Source organism: Aquitalea denitrificans (genome assembly GCF_009856625.1).
In the GTDB taxonomy this organism is placed as follows: Bacteria; Pseudomonadota; Gammaproteobacteria; order Burkholderiales; family Chromobacteriaceae; genus Aquitalea; species Aquitalea denitrificans.
Genome location: NZ_CP047241.1, coordinates 1,122,622 through 1,141,983 on the forward strand (window position 1 = coordinate 1,122,622; position 19,362 = coordinate 1,141,983).

14 protein-coding genes are annotated in these 19,362 nt (G+C 60.6%); 11 read left to right on the forward strand and 3 right to left on the reverse strand.

Features of this window, described 5'->3' with window-relative positions; translation table 11 throughout:
• The first annotated feature begins 125 nt into the window (after positions 1–125).
• The 3 genes from GSR16_RS05155 to GSR16_RS05165 all read left to right on the forward strand — a co-directional run bounded on the left by GSR16_RS05155 (position 126) and on the right by GSR16_RS05165 (position 4,948).
• Entirely contained in the window at positions 126–1,379 is a 1,254-nt protein-coding gene (locus GSR16_RS05155) for an MFS transporter (RefSeq protein ID WP_159875461.1), read from the forward strand.
• Positions 1,380–1,432: 53 nt separating this feature from the next.
• Positions 1,433–2,812 (forward strand): NarK family nitrate/nitrite MFS transporter, encoded by a 1,380-nt coding sequence (locus GSR16_RS05160; RefSeq protein ID WP_159875462.1) that lies wholly within the window; start codon positions 1,433–1,435, stop codon positions 2,810–2,812.
• Between the two features lie 159 nt (positions 2,813–2,971).
• On the forward strand, positions 2,972–4,948 hold the full coding sequence (locus GSR16_RS05165) for a methyl-accepting chemotaxis protein (RefSeq protein ID WP_159875463.1): 1,977 nt from the start codon (positions 2,972–2,974) through the stop codon (positions 4,946–4,948).
• Positions 4,949–5,061: 113 nt separating this feature from the next.
• Here the strand turns inward: GSR16_RS05165 and GSR16_RS05170 are convergent, their stop codons facing one another.
• Positions 5,062–5,595, reverse strand: coding sequence for a fimbrial protein (locus GSR16_RS05170; RefSeq protein ID WP_159875464.1), 534 nt, complete (start codon positions 5,593–5,595; stop codon positions 5,062–5,064).
• A gap of 404 nt (positions 5,596–5,999) precedes the next feature.
• On the opposite strand from GSR16_RS05170, the gene GSR16_RS05175 reads away from it, so the two are divergent.
• The 4 genes from GSR16_RS05175 to narI all read left to right on the forward strand — a co-directional run bounded on the left by GSR16_RS05175 (position 6,000) and on the right by narI (position 12,639).
• Positions 6,000–9,689, forward strand: coding sequence for a nitrate reductase subunit alpha (locus GSR16_RS05175; RefSeq protein WP_159875465.1), 3,690 nt, complete (start codon positions 6,000–6,002; stop codon positions 9,687–9,689).
• Positions 9,686–11,236 (forward strand): nitrate reductase subunit beta, encoded by a 1,551-nt coding sequence (gene narH, locus GSR16_RS05180; protein WP_159875466.1) that lies wholly within the window; start codon positions 9,686–9,688, stop codon positions 11,234–11,236. Before GSR16_RS05175 ends, narH begins: the two co-directional genes overlap by 4 nt.
• Positions 11,237–11,239: 3 nt before the next feature.
• On the forward strand, positions 11,240–11,887 hold the full coding sequence (gene narJ / locus GSR16_RS05185) for a nitrate reductase molybdenum cofactor assembly chaperone (protein ID WP_159875467.1): 648 nt from the start codon (positions 11,240–11,242) through the stop codon (positions 11,885–11,887).
• 65 nt (positions 11,888–11,952) lie between these two features.
• Positions 11,953–12,639 (forward strand): respiratory nitrate reductase subunit gamma, encoded by a 687-nt coding sequence (gene narI, locus GSR16_RS05190; RefSeq protein WP_159875468.1) that lies wholly within the window; start codon positions 11,953–11,955, stop codon positions 12,637–12,639.
• 42 nt (positions 12,640–12,681) lie between these two features.
• Here narI and GSR16_RS05195 read toward each other — a convergent pair whose 3' ends face one another.
• Complete coding sequence (locus GSR16_RS05195) at positions 12,682–13,560, reverse strand: LysR family transcriptional regulator (RefSeq protein ID WP_159875469.1); 879 nt, start codon at positions 13,558–13,560, stop codon at positions 12,682–12,684.
• Between the two features lie 100 nt (positions 13,561–13,660).
• Between GSR16_RS05195 and GSR16_RS05200 the strand changes: the two genes are divergently transcribed.
• The 3 genes from GSR16_RS05200 (at position 13,661) to GSR16_RS21300 (ending at position 16,814) form a co-directional block, all read left to right on the forward strand.
• The gene (locus GSR16_RS05200; protein WP_159875470.1) at positions 13,661–15,100 is read left to right on the forward strand and encodes a glycoside hydrolase family 1 protein; all 1,440 of its coding nucleotides are present in this window, start codon (positions 13,661–13,663) and stop codon (positions 15,098–15,100) included.
• A gap of 107 nt (positions 15,101–15,207) precedes the next feature.
• Positions 15,208–16,116 carry a DNA-3-methyladenine glycosylase family protein gene (locus GSR16_RS05205; RefSeq protein ID WP_159875471.1) on the forward strand — a complete coding sequence of 303 codons (909 nt, stop codon included), beginning with the start codon at positions 15,208–15,210 and terminating at the stop codon, positions 16,114–16,116.
• Positions 16,113–16,814: a methylated-DNA--[protein]-cysteine S-methyltransferase gene (locus tag GSR16_RS21300; RefSeq protein WP_276608567.1), complete on the forward strand. Its 702-nt coding sequence runs from the start codon at positions 16,113–16,115 to the stop codon at positions 16,812–16,814. The genes GSR16_RS05205 and GSR16_RS21300 overlap by 4 nt, the downstream gene beginning before the upstream one ends.
• A 9-nt stretch (positions 16,815–16,823) precedes the next feature.
• Here the strand turns inward: GSR16_RS21300 and cls are convergent, their stop codons facing one another.
• A complete protein-coding gene (gene cls, locus GSR16_RS05215; protein WP_159875472.1) occupies positions 16,824–18,272 on the reverse strand; it encodes a cardiolipin synthase in 1,449 nt (482 codons plus the stop codon).
• 113 nt (positions 18,273–18,385) lie between these two features.
• On the opposite strand from cls, the gene GSR16_RS05220 reads away from it, so the two are divergent.
• Positions 18,386–19,294, forward strand: coding sequence for an ion channel (locus GSR16_RS05220; protein WP_159875473.1), 909 nt, complete (start codon positions 18,386–18,388; stop codon positions 19,292–19,294).
• The last annotated feature ends 68 nt before the right edge of the window (positions 19,295–19,362 follow it).

Sequence of the window (19,362 nt, forward strand, 5' to 3'; positions counted from 1 at the left end):
TCCTCTTCCCCATCTGCCGTTGTTGCCTAGCTCCTCATGCCGCCCGCAGTGCTGCTATCGGTGAATATTTCCCGTGCCCATAAAAGGGTTAAATGTCTATATCCCAATAGTGGAGCAAAAGCATCATGGCTTCTTTACGCTTCAAGCAGTATGCCGTGCTGGCATCAAGCACCGTGGCATTTACCATCTGTTTCATGATCTGGATGATGTTTGCGGTACTGGGCATCCCCATCAAGCAGCATCTGGGTCTGAATGAAACCGAATTCGGCATTCTGGCGGCTACGCCGGTATTGTCCGGCTCGCTGATCCGCGTGCCGCTGGGTATCTGGACCGACCGTTTCGGCGGTCGCATCGTGCTGTTTCTGCTGATGCTGATCTGCGTGCCCTTCATCTTCATCATGCAGTATGCCACCGCCTATTGGCAGTTTCTGGCCATTGGCCTGCTGGTGGGCCTGGCAGGCGGGGCTTTTTCGGTAGGCACGCCCTATGTGGCGCGCTGGTTCAAGCCGGAACAGCAGGGCATGGCAATGGGCGTATTTGGTGCCGGTAATGCCGGTTCCTCGCTCACCAAGCTGGTGGCACCGGGCATCATCGCCGTAGGTGGCTGGCAACTGGTACCGTCGGTATACGCCGGCATCATGCTGGTGACAGCCATCCTGTTCTGGCTGTTTTCCTATCAGGATACTGCGCATCTGGTTAGCAGCAAAGTGAGCCTGCGCTCCCAGATGGCACTGATGAAGAACCCGGCTGTGCTGCGCTACTGCCAGTATTACTCGGTGGTTTTCGGCGGTTATGTCGCACTGGCACTGTGGATGACCAAATACTACGTGGGCGAGTACGGCTTTGACATCAAGCATGCAGCCTTTCTGGCGGCCTGTTTCTCCCTGCCCGGTGGCGTGCTGCGTGCCATGGGTGGTTGGTTGTCCGACCGCTTCGGTCCCTACAAAGTCACCTGGGGCGTGATGTGGACCTGCTGGGTCGCATTCTTCATCCTGTCCTACCCGCAAACCGATTTCAGCATTACCACCACGCACGGCGTGCAAAGCTTCCATATCGGCATGGGCGTGACCCAGTTCACCCTGATGCTGTTTGGTGTGGGTATTGCCATGGCCATCGGCAAGGCTTCGGTGTTCAAGTTCATTGCCAATGAGTTTCCCGACAATATCGGTGCGGTATCCGGCGTGGTAGGCCTGGCTGGTGGTATGGGCGGTTTCCTGTTGCCCATCCTGTTTGGCGTGCTGCTGGATATCACCGGTGTGCGCAGCAGCGCCTTCATGCTGCTGTACGGCACGGTGTGCGTGTCGCTGGTGTGGATGCATTTTTCCTTCAAGCCTGAGCAGGGCAAGGCCGTGGCCGCAGTGGCCCAACAGTCGGCCTGAAAGTAGCAACCCCATTTTTGATTGATGGCCGTGTGGCCGTCAGGGAGGACGTGATGTCACATGTACTGGACCGGTGGGAACCGGAAAGCAAAGATTTCTGGCAGCAGGAAGGCAAGGCGGTTGCCCGGCGCAACCTGTGGATTTCCATCCCCGCGCTGATGCTGGCCTTTGTCATCTGGCAGGTGTGGAGTGTGGCGGTGCTCAACATGCCCAATATCGGCTTTAGCTACAGCCAGAACCAGCTGTTCTGGCTGGCCGCGCTGCCAGCGTTGTCTGGGGCCACGCTGCGGATTTTCTACAGCTTCATGGTGCCGATTTTTGGTGGCCGCAAGTGGACAGCCATTTCCACTGCCAGCCTGCTGATTCCGGCCATCGGTATCGGCTTTGCCGTGCAGGACCCCAATACCAGCTATATCACCATGGTGGTGCTGGCGCTGCTGTGCGGCTTTGGTGGCGGTAATTTCAGCTCCTCCATGTCCAATATCAGCTTCTTTTTCCCCAAGGCGGAAAAAGGCACGGCGCTGGGCCTGAATGCAGGTCTGGGCAATCTGGGCGTATCGCTGGTGCAGTTTGTGGTGCCGCTGGTGATTACCATGGGTGTATTCGGAGCCTTTGGTGGTGAACCGCAAGTATGGGTGAAGGCTGCCGTGCACAAGAAAATGTGGCTGCAGAATGCCGGCTTTGTCTGGGTGCCCTTCATCGTGCTGTCCACCATTGCTGCCTGGCTGGGCATGAATGATATCGCTTCGGCCCGCGCGTCCTTTGCCGATCAGGTCGTCATTTTCAAGCGCAAGCACAATTGGCTGATGTGCTGGCTGTACATCGGCACCTTCGGTTCCTTCATCGGTTTCTCTGCCGGTTTCCCGCTGCTGATGAAAGGCCAGTTCCCGGATGTAGATCCTACCAAGTACGTGTTCTATGGCCCGCTGGTGGGTGCGCTGGCGCGTCCGGTTGGCGGCTGGCTGGCTGACAAGATTGGTGGTGCCAAGGTAACCCAGGCGGTATTCCTGCTGATGATGCTGGCTGTTGGTGGTGTGCTGACCTTTTTGCCGCACGCAGGTCAGGGCGGCAACTTCCAGGGCTTCTTCGCCATGTTTCTCTGCCTGTTTGCGCTGACCGGCGTGGGTAATGGTTCCACCTTCATGCAAGTGCCGGTGATTTTCCTCACCTTGCATCAACGCCTGGCTGGCAAGAGCGAGGCCGCGCAGAAACAGGCGCAGGCCGATGCCACCCGCGAAGCGGCCGCAGTACTGGGCTTCTCCGGTGCCATCGGGGCCTATGGCGGTTTCTTCATTCCCAAGAGTTATGGCACGTCCATTTCCATGACCGGTGGTGTGGAGGCTGCGCTGTACGCCTTCATCCTGTTTTACGCCAGCTGCGTACTGATCAACTGGTGGTTCTACGCTCGCAAGAATGCGGAAATCCGTTGCTGACAAACCGCAAAACATAGTCTCCTTGTCAACAGGAAGTACGGGGGAAGCGCAGATGCTTCCCCCTTTTTATTGGGGAGGCATATTTGTTGCTAGCTAAAAGTTTCCTATGCTTAATGCATTGCAACAAGCAATTCACCCCACGACGATTGTGAGGCCTTCATGTTGTCCAGACTTTCCATCGCAAGCAGGCTTGGCCTGCTGATTTTGCCCTTCGTGCTGGTGATTGCCGGGCTGGCCGGCGTGCTGTCGCTGGAAAAATGGCAAAGCCTGTCCCGGCTGCAGGCTTCCGGCCAACTGCTGCAGGTAGCAGGCAAGGCCAGCAGCCTGATTCACCAATTGCAGACCGAACGGGGCCTGAGCAATGGATTTCTGAGTGCGGCGGGCAGTAGCCTGCCGGATGAGCTGAAAACAGTGCGCCAGCAAACCGATAGCGCGCTGGCCGATTTCCACGCCAGCTTGGCGACACTGCCGGATGCCAGCCAGGCAGCAGCGGCAGACCAGCAGGTACGCACCTTGCTGCAGGGGCGTGCTGCCATCGACAGCCGTAGCCTGCCGGCAGGGCAGATGTTCACCACCTATTCCGACAATATCGAGCAACTGATTGGTCTGATTGCCGGCCTGGCTGGCAGTACCAGCGATGCTGGTCTGCTGCGTGATGCCGTGGCGTTGGTCAATCTGCAATGTCAGAAGGAATTTGCCGGACGCGAACGCGGTTTCATCAATGGTGTGCTGGGCCGTGGCAGTTTTGACCAACCCGCATTGCTGCAGGCTGCCGGCATGCAGGCACGGCAACAGGCCTGTGCCAGTCAGCTGCGGCTGGTGGCAACCGGCCAGATCAGGCAGGCATCGCAGCAGGCGGACCAATCAGCGGAAGCTGCTGCTGTGCAAACCATGCGCCAACAGATGATGTCCGTGCCGTTGGGGCAGTCGCTGGGCGTGGCGCCGGCCCTGTGGTTCAAAACCGCCAGCACGCAAATGGCCAATCTGAAAAAGCTGCAGGATGCATTGCTGCAGCAACTGGATGACAATGTGCAGCAGCTGTTGTCCCAGGCCACCTTCCAGTTGTGGTTCACCCTGCTGGGTTCTGCTGCCACCATCCTGCTGCTGTCGGTACTGGGCTGGGCCATCTACCACAGTGTAGAGCGGCCTATTTCCCGGCTGGAGCAACTGATGAGCGGCATGAGCCGCGATTTTGACCTGTCGCGCCGGGCCGCGCTGCACGGCAGTGATGAAATCGCCCGCATGGGTCATGCGTTTGACCATCTGGCCGACGCCTTTGCCGACACCCTGCGGCAGATCAAGACCGAAGCGCACCAGATGATGTCAGCAGCCAATTCCTTGAGCGATGTATCGGCCCGTGCCGCCTCCACGGCGGAAGTGCAGAGCCGTTCCTCGGTTGATATTGCGGCGGCCATCGAGGAAATGTCCGCCGGCATCGCCGCCGTGACCGACAACGCCTTGCAGGCCATGCGGGTGGCGCAGGACATGCAGGGTTGTGTCGACGATGGCCGCGAGCGCATGCACAGTACCGCTACCACACTGAGTGAAACCGCGGATGGTCTGACCCATACCGGTGAAAGTGTCGATATGCTGCGCGACAAGTCCGAGGGTATTCACAGCATTGTCACAGCCATCCGCGAGATTGCCGACCAAACCAATTTGCTGGCGCTTAACGCTGCCATCGAAGCAGCACGGGCCGGTGAGATGGGGCGTGGCTTTGCTGTGGTGGCCGATGAGGTGCGCAAGCTGGCCGAGCGCACCAGCAAGGAAACACTGGATATTGCCGCATTGATTGAGGATATCCGTCGCGAAACCCGTGACGTGGCACAGCAGATGGCGACCGCGCGTCAGCGTATGCAGGGTGGTATGGCGGAAGTGGATCTGACCGTGGAAGATCTGGCGCTGATTCATGACAAGGCCAGCGACACCGCCGACAAGAGCCGCAGTACCACGCTGGCGATGCAGGAGCAAACCGCAGCCAGCAACGATGTGGCCACCAATGTCAGCAAGATTGCCGCCCTGGCCGAAAACAATGCTCACATCGTGCAGGAAGCTGCCACCTTGTCAGGCCAGCTTAACCGCGCCGCCAGCAAGATGGTGGCGCTGGTCGATCGCTTCCAGCACACCAGCCACTGAGGCGGTGCAATACCCTTTATTGCAGATTGATTGCTGATCCGGCGGCATCTGGCACCAGTGGCGAAACTCCCCGCCGATTAGCAATCATCTGCACCACGCTGGGTGGGTCTGGTTTATTGGTACTGCACGGTGTAATTGACGCTGGCGACGACAGAGCCTGCAGTTGCTACACCAGTGGCATGGTATTTTGCCAGGTAGTTCAGGGTAGCGCTGCCGCTGCTGATCGGAAATGCCGTGCCGCTACTGCCAAACACGCTGCTGGTTTGCCCGATGGGAATGTGAGTGCTTGAGGTCGTATTGTAGATGGCAATATCGACATTACTTGCGGTTCCCGTATTGATCAGCCGCCCGGCAGCGTTGACATTGCTGTCATTCTCAAACCAGATGGCGGCCTGAGTGGCTGAGCCGGTACAGCCGCTCAGGGAAATGGAAAACGGGGTAGTGCCTGCGGTGGCCAAGGCTGCGGATAGTGCTTTGGTGGAGATAGACGGCAAGGTAATGGCGCCATTGTTGCCGCTCCCCGCGACGCTAATGGTACAGGTGGTTGTGGCAATATTTCCTGTGAATGAAATGGTGCCGTCATAAGCATGTGCTTGAGAAATGAACCCTGCGTAGGCAATGCAGAAGGTGGCGAATGTGCGCTGCATGGAACTGCTCCTGATGGTATGTTTTCCCGAGATACGGCCTAAGGCAATTCACTCATTTTTTAGAAATGCTTATTAATAGTGGTAATGAGTTTGAAGTTGCCTTTTGTATATAGATAGTCATTCTTGGTATGGGAAGTTTCCATCCTTTAGTACAGGTTCTATTGGGGGGCTTGTTCCCGACCGGGTCTCGTTGCCGGCTTTAGCGTGAACCCGCCTCAAGGCAGCCAGCCTGTGTAGTCCTGCCTACTCCTTATGGCTTAGCACGCCTCCTCACTCTGCGTTGCCTGTTTGCCACCTGTGGTGAATGGGCGCTGTTGTTGTCCGGCCGTAATCTTTGCAGGGTAAGCAAAGGCTGCGCGGCAAGGCCGCTGCACCGCATCTGGCGGTAAAAACTTGGAGGCAAGATGAGCCATTTTCTGGACAGACTGAATTTCCTTGGCAAGGTGAAATCCACCTTTGCCGATGGCCATGGCGCGGTGGTAAATGAAGACCGCCAATGGGAAGACGCCTATCGCCAACGCTGGCAGCACGACAAGATCGTGCGTTCCACCCACGGGGTGAACTGCACCGGCTCCTGTAGCTGGAAAGTGTATGTAAAGAACGGGCTGATTACCTGGGAAACCCAGCAGACCGACTACCCGCGCACCCGCCCGGACCTGCCCAACCACGAACCGCGTGGCTGCCCGCGTGGCGCGTCCTATAGCTGGTATGTGTATTCGGCCCAACGCGTGAAATACCCGATGATCCGCGGTCGCCTGGCCAAGCTGTGGCGCGAAGCGCGCAAGAGCATGAGCCCGGTGCAAGCCTGGGAACACATCAGCCAGAATCCGGAACTGGCCAAGCAGTACAAGAGCAAGCGCGGCCAGGGTGGCTTTGTGCGCGCCAACTGGGATGAAGCCAACGAAATCATCGCGGCTTCCAATGCCTACACCATCAAGAACTATGGTCCGGACCGCGTGGTGGGCTTCTCGCCGATTCCCGCCATGTCCATGGTGTCCTACGCTGCCGGTAGCCGTTACCTCAGCCTGATCGGCGGCGTGCCGCTGTCCTTCTACGACTGGTATTGCGACTTGCCGCCGGCCAGCCCGCAAATCTGGGGCGAACAGACCGACGTGGCCGAATCGGCCGACTGGTACAACTCCACCTACCTGATGGTGTGGGGTTCCAATATTCCGATGACCCGTACCCCGGACGCCCACTTCTATACCGAAGTGCGCTACAAGGGCACCAAGACCGTGGCCGTTTCCAGCGACTTTGGCGAAATGGCTAAGTTTGGCGACATCTGGCTGGCACCGAAGCAGGGCACCGATGCCGCGCTGGCCATGGCCATGGGCCATGTCATCTTCAAGGAATTCCACCTGGACAAGCCGTCGGCCTACTTCACCGACTACATCCGCCGCTACACCGACATGCCGATGCTGGTGACGCTGCGCCAGGATGGCGAACGCTATGTGCCGGACTATTTCCTGCGCGCCAGCCATCTGGCTGACAACCTGAACGAAGACAACAACCCGGAATGGAAGACCCTGGTCTTCGACGAAACCAGCGGCGACATCGTGGCACCTACCGGTTCCATCGGCTTCCGTTGGGGTCAGAGTGGCAAGTGGAACCTGCAACAGCATGACGGCAGCACTGGCCGCGAAGTATCGGCCCGTCTGTCCTTGATTGACAACCGTGACGACGTGGTTGGCGTTGGCTTCCCCTACTTTGGCGCGGAACATGACGAGCTGCTCACCCGCAATGTACCGGCCCGCAAGGTAGTACTGGCTGATGGCAGCAGCGCACTGGTGGCCACGGTATTCGACTTGATGGCAGCCAACTACGGCATCGACCGTGGTTTGGGCGGCGGCAACGTCACCAACGACTACATGGCTGATGTGCCTTACACCCCGGCCTGGCAGCAAAAACACACCGGCGTGAAGCCGGAAATGGTGATCCAGGTAGCGCGCGAATTCGCCCAGAATGCCGATCAGACCCATGGCAAATCCATGGTGATTGTCGGTGCCGCGCTCAATCACTGGTATCACATGGACATGAGCTACCGCGGCATCATCAACATGCTGATGATGTGCGGTTGTATCGGCCAGAGCGGCGGCGGCTGGTGCCACTATGTGGGCCAGGAAAAACTGCGTCCGCAAACCGGCTGGGCTCCGCTGGCTTTTGCCGGTGACTGGGTACGCCCGTCGCGCCAGATGAACGGCACCAGCTTCTTCTACGCCCACACCAGCCAGTGGCGGCATGAAAAGCTGGGTATCAATGAAATCCTGTGCCCGACTGCCGACGGCAAGATGGCCAATCTGAGCCTGATCGACTACAACGCCAAGGCCGAACGCATGGGCTGGCTGCCGTCTACCCCGCAGCTGACCACCAACCCGCTGGACATTACCCGCGCCGCCAAGGCTGCTGGCCAGGAAGCCATCCCGTTTGCCGTGGACAGCCTGAAAAACGGCACGCTGGACATGTCCTGCAACGACCCGGACAACCCGAAGAACTTCCCGCGCAATATGTTTGTGTGGCGTTCCAATATCCTGGGCAGCTCCGGCAAGGGCCACGAATACTTCCTCAAATACCTGCTGGGCACGCAAAACGCGGTAATGGGCAGCGAAGACGACTGCATCAAACCGACCGAAATCACCGTGCGTCCGGCGGTGGAAGGCAAGCTGGACCTGCTGGTGGTGCTGGACTTCCGCATGTCCACCACCTGCCTGTACGGCGACATCGTGCTGCCGACCGCCACCTGGTATGAAAAGGACGACCTGAACACGTCCGACATGCACCCCTTCATCCACCCGCTGTCCGAAGCCGTACAGCCGCTGTGGCAGGCCAAGTCCGACTGGGAAATCTACAAGGGCTTTGCCAAGAAGATTTCCGAAATCGGCAAGGACTATCTGGGCGTGCAGCAGGATCTGGTGCTCACCCCGCTGATGCATGACACCCCGCAGGAACTGGGCCAGCCGTTTGACCCGCGTGACTGGAAGAAGGGCGAGTGCGAGCCGATTCCGGGCAAGACCATGCCTGCCATGACCGTGGTGGAGCGCGATTACGGCGCCATCTACGACAAGTTCACCTCCATTGGCCCGCTGCTGGAAAAAGTGGGCAATGGCGGCAAGGGCATCAGCTGGAAAACCGGCCATGAAGTAGATGTACTGCGCGGCCTGAACCACACCGTGGCCGAGGGCGCGGGCAAGGGCCAACCCAAGCTCAATACCGCCATCGACGCCGCCGAGATGATTCTGACCCTGGCACCGGAAACCAATGGCCACGTAGCGGTGAAAGCCTGGGAAGCCTTGTCCAAGATCACCGGCATCGACCATACCCATCTGGCACTGCCGCGCGAGCATGACAGCATCCGCTTCCGCGATGTGCAGGCACAGCCGCGCAAGATCATTTCCTCGCCCACCTGGTCGGGCCTGGAAAGTGAAGAAGTCAGCTACAACGCCGGCTACACCAATGTGCACGAGCTGATTCCATGGCGCACCATCACCGGCCGCCAGCAGTTCTATCAGGATCACCAGTGGATGCGCGCTTTTGGCGAAGGCCTGTGCGTGTACAAGCCGCATGTGGACCTGAAAACCACCCAGGCCATCCTGGGCAAGAAGTCCAACGGCAACCACGAGCTGGTGCTCAACTTCATCACCCCGCACCAGAAATGGGGCATTCACAGCACCTATTCGGACAACCTGCGCATGCTGACGCTGTCGCGTGGCGGTCCACACGTGTGGGTATCGGAAGTGGACGCCAAGAAGGCTGGCATCGTCGACAACGACTGGATCGAAGTATTCAACGTCAACGGCACGCTGACCGCCCGTGCGGTGGTGTCACAGCGCGTACCGGAAGGCATGACGCTGATGTACCACGCCCAGGAGAAGATCGTGAACGTGCCGGGCGCGGAAACCAGCGGCAAGCGCGGCGGCATCCATAACTCGGTGACCCGTGCGGTGACCAAGCCGACGCACATGATTGGCGGTTACGCCCAGCTGTCCTGGGGCTTCAACTACTACGGGACAGTAGGTGCCAACCGTGACGAATTCGTCATCGTGCGCAAGATGAAAAAAGTTGACTGGATGGATCAGCCTGCAGGAGAAGACAAATGAAAATCCGTGCACAAATCGGCATGGTGCTGAACCTGGACAAGTGCATTGGCTGCCATACCTGTTCGGTTACCTGCAAGAACGTCTGGACCAGCCGCGACGGTGTGGAATACGCCTGGTTCAACAACGTGGAAAGCAAGCCCGGCATCGGCTACCCCAAGGACTGGGAAAATCAGGAAAAATGGCAGGGCGGTTGGGAACGCAAGCCTAATGGCAAGCTGGTGCCCAAGCAGGGCGGCAAGATGCGCATTCTGGCCAATATCTTTGCCAACCCCAACCTGCCGTCCATCGACGACTACTACGAGCCCTTCACCTTCGATTACGAGCATCTGCAGAACGCGCCGGAAATGCAGACGCCGCCGACGGCCCGCCCGGTGTCGGTGCTGACCGGCAAGAAGATGGACAAGATCGAATGGGGCCCCAACTGGGAAGACGACCTGGGCGGCGAGTTTTCCAAGCGCAGCAAGGATGCCCTGTTTGAGGGTATCCAGAAGGAAATGTACTCGGCCTTCGAGAACACCTTCCTGATGTATCTGCCGCGCCTGTGCGAACACTGCCTGAACCCGGCCTGTGTCGCCTCCTGCCCGTCCGGTTCCATCTACAAGCGCGAAGACGACGGCATCGTGCTGATCGACCAGGACAAGTGCCGTGGCTGGCGCATGTGTGTGTCCGGCTGCCCGTACAAGAAGATTTACTACAACTGGACCAGCGGCAAGGCTGAAAAGTGCATCTTCTGCTATCCGCGTATCGAAGCCGGCCAGCCGACCGTGTGCTCGGAAACCTGCGTAGGCCGCATCCGCTACCTGGGCGTGCTGCTGTACGACGCCGACCGCATCGAAGCCGCTGCCAGCGTGGAAGACCCGAAGAGCCTGTACGAAGCCCAGCTGGGCGTGTTCCTGGACCCGAACTCGCCGGAAATCCAGGCCGAAGCCCGCAAGCAGGGCATTCCGGAAGCCTGGATCAGCGCCGCGCAGAATTCGCCGGTGTACAAGATGGCCATGGAATGGAAAGTAGCCTTCCCGCTGCACCCGGAATACCGCACCCTGCCCATGGTGTGGTACATCCCGCCGCTGTCGCCCATCCAGAGCGCGCTGGAAAACGGCCTGATCGGTGAAAACGGCATCATTCCGGACGTGAAAGACCTGCGCATCCCCATCCGCTATCTGGCCAACCTGCTGACCGCAGGCAAGGAAGAACCGGTGGTGAGCGCACTGGAAACCATGGTGGCCATGCGCCGTTACATGCGCAAAAAGAGCGTTGAGAAAATCAGCGATCCGGCCACCCTGCGCGGCACGCATCTGAAACCGGCCCAGGTGGAAGAAATGTACCAGGTGATGGCGATTGCCAATTACGAAGACCGCTTCGTGATTCCGTCCAGCCACAAGGAAATGGTGGAAAACACCTTCGATGACAAGGCCAGCTGTGGCTTCACCTTCGGCAATGGCTGCTCCGGCGGCACGTCCGAATCCAGCCTGTTTGGCAAGAAGAAGGCCACCCCCATCGTGTTCCACGACATGCGGCGTGACCGCAAAGCCAACGCCGGGAGCTAAGCCATGAACCAGTCACTGTTCAAGATTGCCTCGGCCCTGCTGTGCTATCCGGAGCCCGAGTTGCTGGCGGCGCTGGATGATATCCGCAGCGAACTGCAAGCCAGCCCCACGGCGGCCAGCATGCTGGAACCGCTGCTGGCCCAGCTAGAGGGCAGCGATCTGATCGCCCTGCAGGAAGGCTATGTGCAAACCTTCGACCGCAGCCCGGCGCACTCGCTGCACCTGTTCGAGCACATTCATGGCGAGGACCGCGCCCGCGGCCAGGCCATGGTGGACCTGATGGAGGAGTACAAGGCCCACGGTTTCGAGCCGGTGTGTGCCGAGTTGCCCGACTACGTGCCGCTGTTCCTGGAGTTCCTTTCGCAGTGCGAAGCGGAGGAGGGCAGCCGCCTGCTGGGTGATGCGGTACATGTGCTAGGCCATATCGCCGGTAAGCTGCGCGAGTCGTCCTCGCCCTATGCCGGGGTGCTGGATGTGCTGGTGTGGCTGTCGCCGGTGGCACCGGAGCCTTTGAGTGTGCCGCCGATCCGCGACATGGACGAACTGCTGGAAACCTTTGGCCCCGGTGCGGATGGCAGCGAGCCCTTGCTCAAGCCCGCCATGCCGGCCATTGCTCCGGTCAATTTCTACCCGTCGCGACCCGGCGCCTGAATCTGCCCGTTTCCGGCCCGCTCCGTGCGCTGTCATGGGCTGGCCGGAACAGCAAGGAGAGAGATATGGACTATCTGCATCAATTTGTTTTCGGGATTTATCCCTATATCGCGCTCAGCATCTTTTTGCTGGGCAGCCTGATGCGCTTTGAGCGCGAACAGTACAGCTGGAAGAGTGAATCCTCCCAGCTGGTGTATCGCGGTAATCTGCGGCTGGGCAACATCCTGTTCCACGTCGGGGTACTGGGCTTGTTCTTCGGCCATCTGGTGGGCCTGCTGACCCCCTTGAGCGTGTGGGAAGCACTGGGTGTCACCCATAGCTTCAAACAGGTATTCGCCATGACTGCCGGTGGCATCATGGGTTCGCTGGGCCTGGTCGGCCTGCTGATCCTGCTGCATCGCCGCCTGACTAGCGAACGTCTGGCTGCCAATACGACCTGGCGCGACAAGCTGGTACTGCTGTGGCTGCTGGCCACGCTGGTACTGGGCCTGTGCACCATCGCCGTGTCCGCCCAGCACCTGGATGGCCATGAAATGGTGCTGCTGATGACCTGGGCGCAGCATGTGGTGACCTTCCGTGGTGATGCTGCGCAGTACATCGTGGCCGCGTCCCCCATCTTCAAACTGCACCTGTTCATGGGGATGAGCGTGTTCGTCATCTTCCCCTTCACCCGTCTGGTGCATGTATGGAGCGGCTTTGGCGCGCTGGCCTATCTGGGCCGCGCCTGGCAGCTGGTACGTCCGCGTGCCTGAGTTGTCTCGCGATTGATCAGCAAAGGCCCTGCGGGGCCTTTCTTATTTTGTGTCCGGCTCAACTGGCAGCGATTGCCGCACCATCTCCCAGAAACTTTCCACCAGTGGCCCGGCCACGCCGGGTGGGCGGATCAGGCCGATCTGCCAGACAGCAGCTTCTTCCCGTAGCAGAATGCTGCGCACCTGCTGGCCACCCAGGCTGGCCGAGGCCGGGATCAGTGCCCAGCCAAGACCGGCGGCCGCCAGTGCTATGGCGGCCGGAAAATCGCTGACCGGCAGAATGTCGCGGCAGTCCAGTGCGCTACTGGCCAGCAAGTACTGCACATGGTCGTGATAGGCGGGGGCGAGGTCGCGCCGGATGATGACCAAGGGCAGGCTGCCGAGGGAGTGCAAGTTGGTATCTGGAGGATAGCCCGGTGGCAGCACCGCCTGAAAGCAGTCCTGCACTACCGGCAGGCTGGGCCAGCCGCTGGGAGCGGGCAGACGGCAGAAGCCCAGGTCCAGCCGGCCTTCGCGCATGGCCTGCCACTGGTGATGGCTGGACAGGTCGCTCAGGGTGATGCGTACCTGCGGGCGCTGCTGGCGAAAACGCGCAATCAGCCCCGGTAACAGGGTGTGGGTGGAAGCGCCAAAGCCGATGCGCAGGCTGCCACTGCGCCCGGCCTGCAAATCTGCCGCCTGACGCAGCCAGGACAGGCTGTCATCCAGCAGCTGTGCGGCATCGGCCAGCAGCGCCCGGCCCAGCTCGGTCAGCCGGGTACGGTTGGCATTGCGTTCAAACAGCGGTGCGCCCACTTCGTCTTCCAGCCTCCGTATCTGTTTGCTGAGGGCGGACTGGGTAATGTGCAGCCGGCTGGCGGCCTGGCCGAAGTGCAGCAATTCGCCCAGCACGACAAAAGCCTTGAGATCGCGCAATTCCATCATTCCTCCGGGGACTGGTACTGGTGAGAATTTGTCACTGGCTGGAATGATAACGCGGGCGCATGCTGCGGGCAGATCATTCTCTGCAGCAGGCCATGACATGCACCATCAACACACTTTGCCGTTCCCGGCTGACTTTCTGTGGGGGGCTGCCTCGGCGGCCTATCAGGTTGAGGGTGGCTGGAATGCCGACGGCAAAGGCCCGTCGGTATGGGATAGCTTCAGCCGCGAAGTGGGGCGCACTTTTCAGGGCAGCAATGGCGATGTGGCGGTAGATCACTACCATCGCTATCCGGAAGACATCGCCCTGATGGCGGAAATGGGCCTTACCGCCTACCGTTTTTCCATCAGCTGGCCGCGTATTTTCCCCAGCGGACGCGGTGCGCCAAACGAGGCCGGGCTGGCCTTTTACGACAGGCTGATCGACAGCCTGCTTGCTCATGGCATCGAGCCGGTGCTCACCCTGTATCACTGGGACCTGCCGCAGGCCTTGCAGGACGAATACGGCGGCTGGGAGGATAGGCGCATCATTGCGGACTTCACCCACTACTGCACCGCCCTGTACCAGCGCTTTGGCGGCAAGGTGAAATACTGGGTGTCGCTGAACGAGCAAAACTACAACCTGAGCAATGCCTATCTGTTGGGCACCCACCCGCCGGCCGTGCAGGACCGCAAGCGTTTTTACACTGCCAACCATCATGCTTTCCTGGCCAATGCCAGCGCCATTGCCGCCTTCCGCCAGTGGGTGCCGCAGGGGCTGATCGGCCCCAGCTTTGCCTATTCCCCGGCCTATGCCGCCAGTAGCAGTCCAGAGGACATGCTGGCTTTTGAAAATGCCGAGGAATTCACCAATCTGTGGTGGCTGGATACCTATTGTCTGGGACGCTACCCGGCTGCCGCGCTGCACTGGCTGGCCGCACGTGGCGAGGCACCGGACATCCAGCCCGGCGATGAGGACATGTTGCGACGCGGCCTGCCTGACTTCATCGGCGTCAACTACTACCAGACCCACAGCTATACCGATAACCCGGCCGATGGCGTGGGCCTGCAGCGCATCAATACCACCGGTCAGAAAGGTAGCACCCCGGCCAGTGGCGTACCCGGCCTGTACAAGATCCAGCCCAATCCGCATCTGCCCACCAGCAACTGGGACTGGGCCATCGACCCCACCGGCCTGCGCATCGGCCTGCGCCGGCTGACATCACGTTATGCCTTGCCGCTGTTGATTACCGAAAACGGGCTGGGCGAGTTCGACCAGCTGACGGCAGATGGTCGTGTGCATGACGACTACCGTATCGACTACCTGCGCAGCCACCTGGCGGCCTGCCAGCAGGCGATTACGGATGGAGTCAAGCTGCTGGGCTATTGCGCCTGGTCCTTCACCGACATCCTTAGCTGGCTGAACGGCTACCAGAAGCGCTACGGCTTTGTGTATGTGGATCGCGACGAGCAGGATTGCCGCAGTCTGCAGCGCATCCGCAAGGACAGCTTCTACTGGTATCAGCGGGTGATTGCCAGCGGCGGCACCTGCCTGGACTGATTGACCAGCCGGGGAGAGTTTGACCGCAATCTGCAAGGTGCCAGCCGCCTGCATCTGCGCGATAATCCTGTTCTAGTGGCCAGTCGGGCCGCAGGAGCGGGGCATACATGCAGCAGGTGGAGGAACACGGGTTTGTGCTTGATTTGCCGGCGGATTATCACGCCGCCACGGTGCTGGCCTATCATGGCCGCGACCCGGCTGGCCCGGCCGAATGGCAGCAGGGGCTCCAATTGCGCAAGGGCCTGCTGCTGCAGGGCTGCGCCCTTGAGCTGCAACTAAGCTTTAGTGCCGCATCCTTGCTGGTGCGGGTTCGTGGCGCAGCCAGCCATGACTGGTCGACCTTGCTGCCCGTGGTGCAGCAGGCCGTGCTGCGCATGGCCGGGCTGGATGGCCAGCGCGAAGCCTGGTTGCAACTGAGTCGCCAGCAGCCGGATGCCGCCCGCTTGCTGGGTAACAAACCCGCCTTGTGGCTGCCACTGACGGCAGAACCTTTCGAAGCACTGTGCTGGGCCATCATCGGCCAGCAAATCAATCTGTCCTTTGCCACTGCACTGCGGCGCAGCCTGATACAACTGGCCGGGGTGGCGATTGCCGGCAGCACGCTGCTGGCCCATCCCGGCCCGGCCCAGGTGGCCGCTCTGTCGGCAGAACAATTGACTGCACAGCGCTTTTCCCGCTCCAAGGCGGCGTATTTGCTGGGGGCCGCCCAGGCGGTACTGGATGGCCGCCTGCCACTGGATGATATGTCCAGCCAGGATGCGGCCGAGGCCGAAAACCGATTGCTGGCCCTGCATGGCGTGGGGCCGTGGACGGCGCGCTATGTAATGCTGCGCGGCCTGGGTTTTGCCGATAGCGCACCGATTGGCGACAGTGGCCTCGCCACCGCCTTGCAGCGCTTTTACGCCTTGCCAGCCCGGCCCGATGCCAGCCAGACCGAACAGCTGATGCAAGTCTTTTCCCCCTGTCGCAGCCTGGCCACCCTGCATTTGTGGGCCAGCCTGACGGAGAACGCATGAAACCCGTGATACCCGATCTGTTCAGCCCGCATGGCCCGACAGCAGCAACTACCTCTGCTGCATCTGCCATACCCGCGGCACCATTATTTGCCCAGGGTGGTTTGTGGGATGCCGCCGGTGCCTCCGTGCCAGGTAGTACGGTGCCGGCGGATACGGAGGGCGACATGACGGCCTCCTTGAGCGTGCCACCGCATGCTGCCTGCCACGGCGTGGTGGATACCCGTTTTGGCCCGGCCATGGTGTGGCTGGATTTGCAGGGCCGCTTGCTGCGGCTGGATTTTCATCTGGAGCAGGAACTGCAGCGGGCGGTATTGTCCGGCAGCCGGCGTGACGATGCTGCGGTAGCGGCAGTGGCGCGCCAGCTACATGAATACCAGCGTGGCGAACGACGCAGTTTTGATATCCCGCTGGCGGCGCATGGTACGGCTTTTCAGCGGGAGGTATGGGCGGCCTTGTGCCAGATACCCTACGGCCAGACCATGAGTTATGGCGAACTGGCACTGGCGCTGGGCAAACCCGGTGCCGCGCGGGCGGTGGGCCGCGCCAATGCCACCAATCCGATTGCGCTGATCGTGCCTTGCCACCGGGTGCTGGGGGCGGATGGCAGCCTCACCGGCTATGCCGGCGGCTTGCCGCTGAAGGCGGCCTTGCTGCGTTTTGAACAGGAAAACACCGTGCCCGGCCTGTTTGCTGGCTGAGGCACCGCCTTACAGCAAGGGGCCCAGCATGGCGACGGCATTGTTCCACAGCCGTCGCCACAGCGGCCAGGCCGCCACGCTGTCCGGACCAACCAGGCTGCAGTGCTGTAAGTATTGTTGCTGCCGCTGGCGCAACGCGGCGGTCAATTCCCGGTCGTGGCACAGCAGATTGTTTTCGTAGTTCAGCTCGAAACTGCGCCGGTCCAGATTGGCCGAGCCAATCAGGCAGATGTCCTCATCCACCGTCAGCAGCTTGCTGTGCAGCAAGCCGCCATGATATTCGGCAATCACCACTCCGGCAGCCAGCAGCTCGGCGTAGTAGCTGCGGCTGGCGGCGCTCACCACCAGCGAATCATTGCGGGCTGGCAGTTGCAAGGTGGTGGCCACCCCGCGCTGGGCCGCAGCGCACAGTGCCGATTGCAAGGCCTCGTCCGGCACATAGTAGGGGGTGGTGATGGTCAGGCTGTGCCGGGCACTGTACATCAGTGCCACGAACAGTTCCGGCATGGCCGAGTGGCGTGCAGTGGGGCCGGTGCCAATGGTCTGAGCCAGCACGCCGCAGGCAGGGCCGCCTTGCGGCGGTTCCGGTGTCGCCGTCAGCAGCGGCAGCAGGTCTTCGCGGGTGGCCAGCATCCAGTCGGTGGCAAACAGCCGCTGCATCTGCTGTACCACCGTGCCTTCCACCCTTATCACCGCATCCACCCACGGCGCAAAGCGCGGCTTGATGCGAAATTCCGGGTCGGCACAGTTCTGGCTGCCGCAGTAGCCGGTGTAGTGGTCGATCACTACGATCTTACGGTGATTGCGCAGGTCTATCCGGCCACTGAAAGGGCGCAGCAGCGGGTTTCCCACCGGTAGGGCCGCTGCCAGTTGCACGCCGGCTGCCTGCATCTGCTGGCACAAGGGTGAGCGCAACAACAAGCGCGAACCCACATCATCCACCAATACCCGACAACTCACGCCACGCTGCGCGGCGCGCATGACCGCCTGGGCAACCCGGCTGCCGTTGTTATCCGGCAGCCAGATATAAAACAGCAGGTGCACATGGTGACGGGCCGCATCGATATCTGCCACCAGGCGGTCGATGGTGGCATTGCTGTCCGCCAGCAGTTCCGCCCGGTTGCCGCCGCAGGGGGCAAAGCCGCTGATGGACTGGCCAACGCGAAACAGTTGGGCTGGCGTAGCCGGCAGGGCCGTTATGGGGGCGGTTGGTGGCAGAGCCGGCAGAGGAGGGAGCTGCTGCTGGATGCGCGCCAGCCTGGCCATGCGACGGTGGCCTATGCTGACTTCACCCAGCAGCAGATAAGCCAGCATGCCGATGACCGGCATGGTAGCCACCACCACGGTCCAGGCCACCCTGGCGGCCGGGTCGCGGTAAGGGCGTAGCAGGACGCGCATGATCAGCAGCAACTGCAGGCTGACATGCAGCAGAATAATCAGAGTGGTGGTGGCAGGCATGCGTCACATCATGCCAGAGCCGGTCTGGCTGCGTCCAAACCGTGTGGTCGCCTGCATTGACGCCATCGGACGTGCTGCACACAATGGCAAGCAGCTAAGCGAAGGAGCGGTAGATGGGGGCAGCAAAAGGCAAGGGCAGACAGGTTGTGGTGGGCGGGCATGTGATCCATGTACACCAACTGCCACTGAAGCTGGCCAACGATATCTACCATGTGGCCATGACCATGAGCTGGCCGCAGTTTTACGTGGCCATTGCCGCCCTGTTTTTTGTGCTCAACATGCTGTTTGCCAGCCTGTACCAGTTGGGCGAGGGCAGTATTGCCAACCAGTTTCCCCGCGATTTCTGGGGTGCGTTTTTCTTCAGTGTGGAAACCCTGGCCACGGTGGGTTATGGCGACATGCACCCGCAAACGGTGTACGCACACATCATCAGCATGCTGGAAATCTTCATCGGCATGATGAGTCTGGCGCTGGTGACCGGTGTCACCTTTGCCCGCTTTTCCCTGCCGCGTTCGCGCATCGTATTTTCCCGTCACCCGGTAATCCGCCCCATGGATGGCAGGCAGGTGCTGATGTTGCGCGCCGCCAATGCGCGACAGAACGTGATTGTGGATGCCGAAGCGCAGCTGCACATGCTGCTCAATACCGTCAGCAGCGAAGGTACACCGCTCAGGCGGCTGCACGACCTGAAGCTGCAGCGGCAGCACCATCCCATGTTTGTGCTTAGCTGGACGCTGATGCATGTCATCGACGAGCACAGCCCGCTGTATGGCCGCAGCGCTGAAGAGCTGGCGCAATTGCGTGCCGGTTTCATTCTGTCGATTGGCGGCAGTGACGAAGTCACCCGCCAGAGCATGGCGGCACGCCACCTGTTTCAGCACGATGACATCCGCTGGAACCATCAGTACCAGGACCTGCTGTATACCGATGAACACGGCGAGGACCATGTCGACTTCGGCCTGCTGCACGCGATTTCCCCCATGCCCGAGCCGCCCGCTCCCGCGACGCGGCCTGGCGGCTGAGCTACTGCTGCTTCCTTCCGCTACAATGACCCGGCCTGTCGCTCAGGACCAGCCGGCCTCGATGCCGG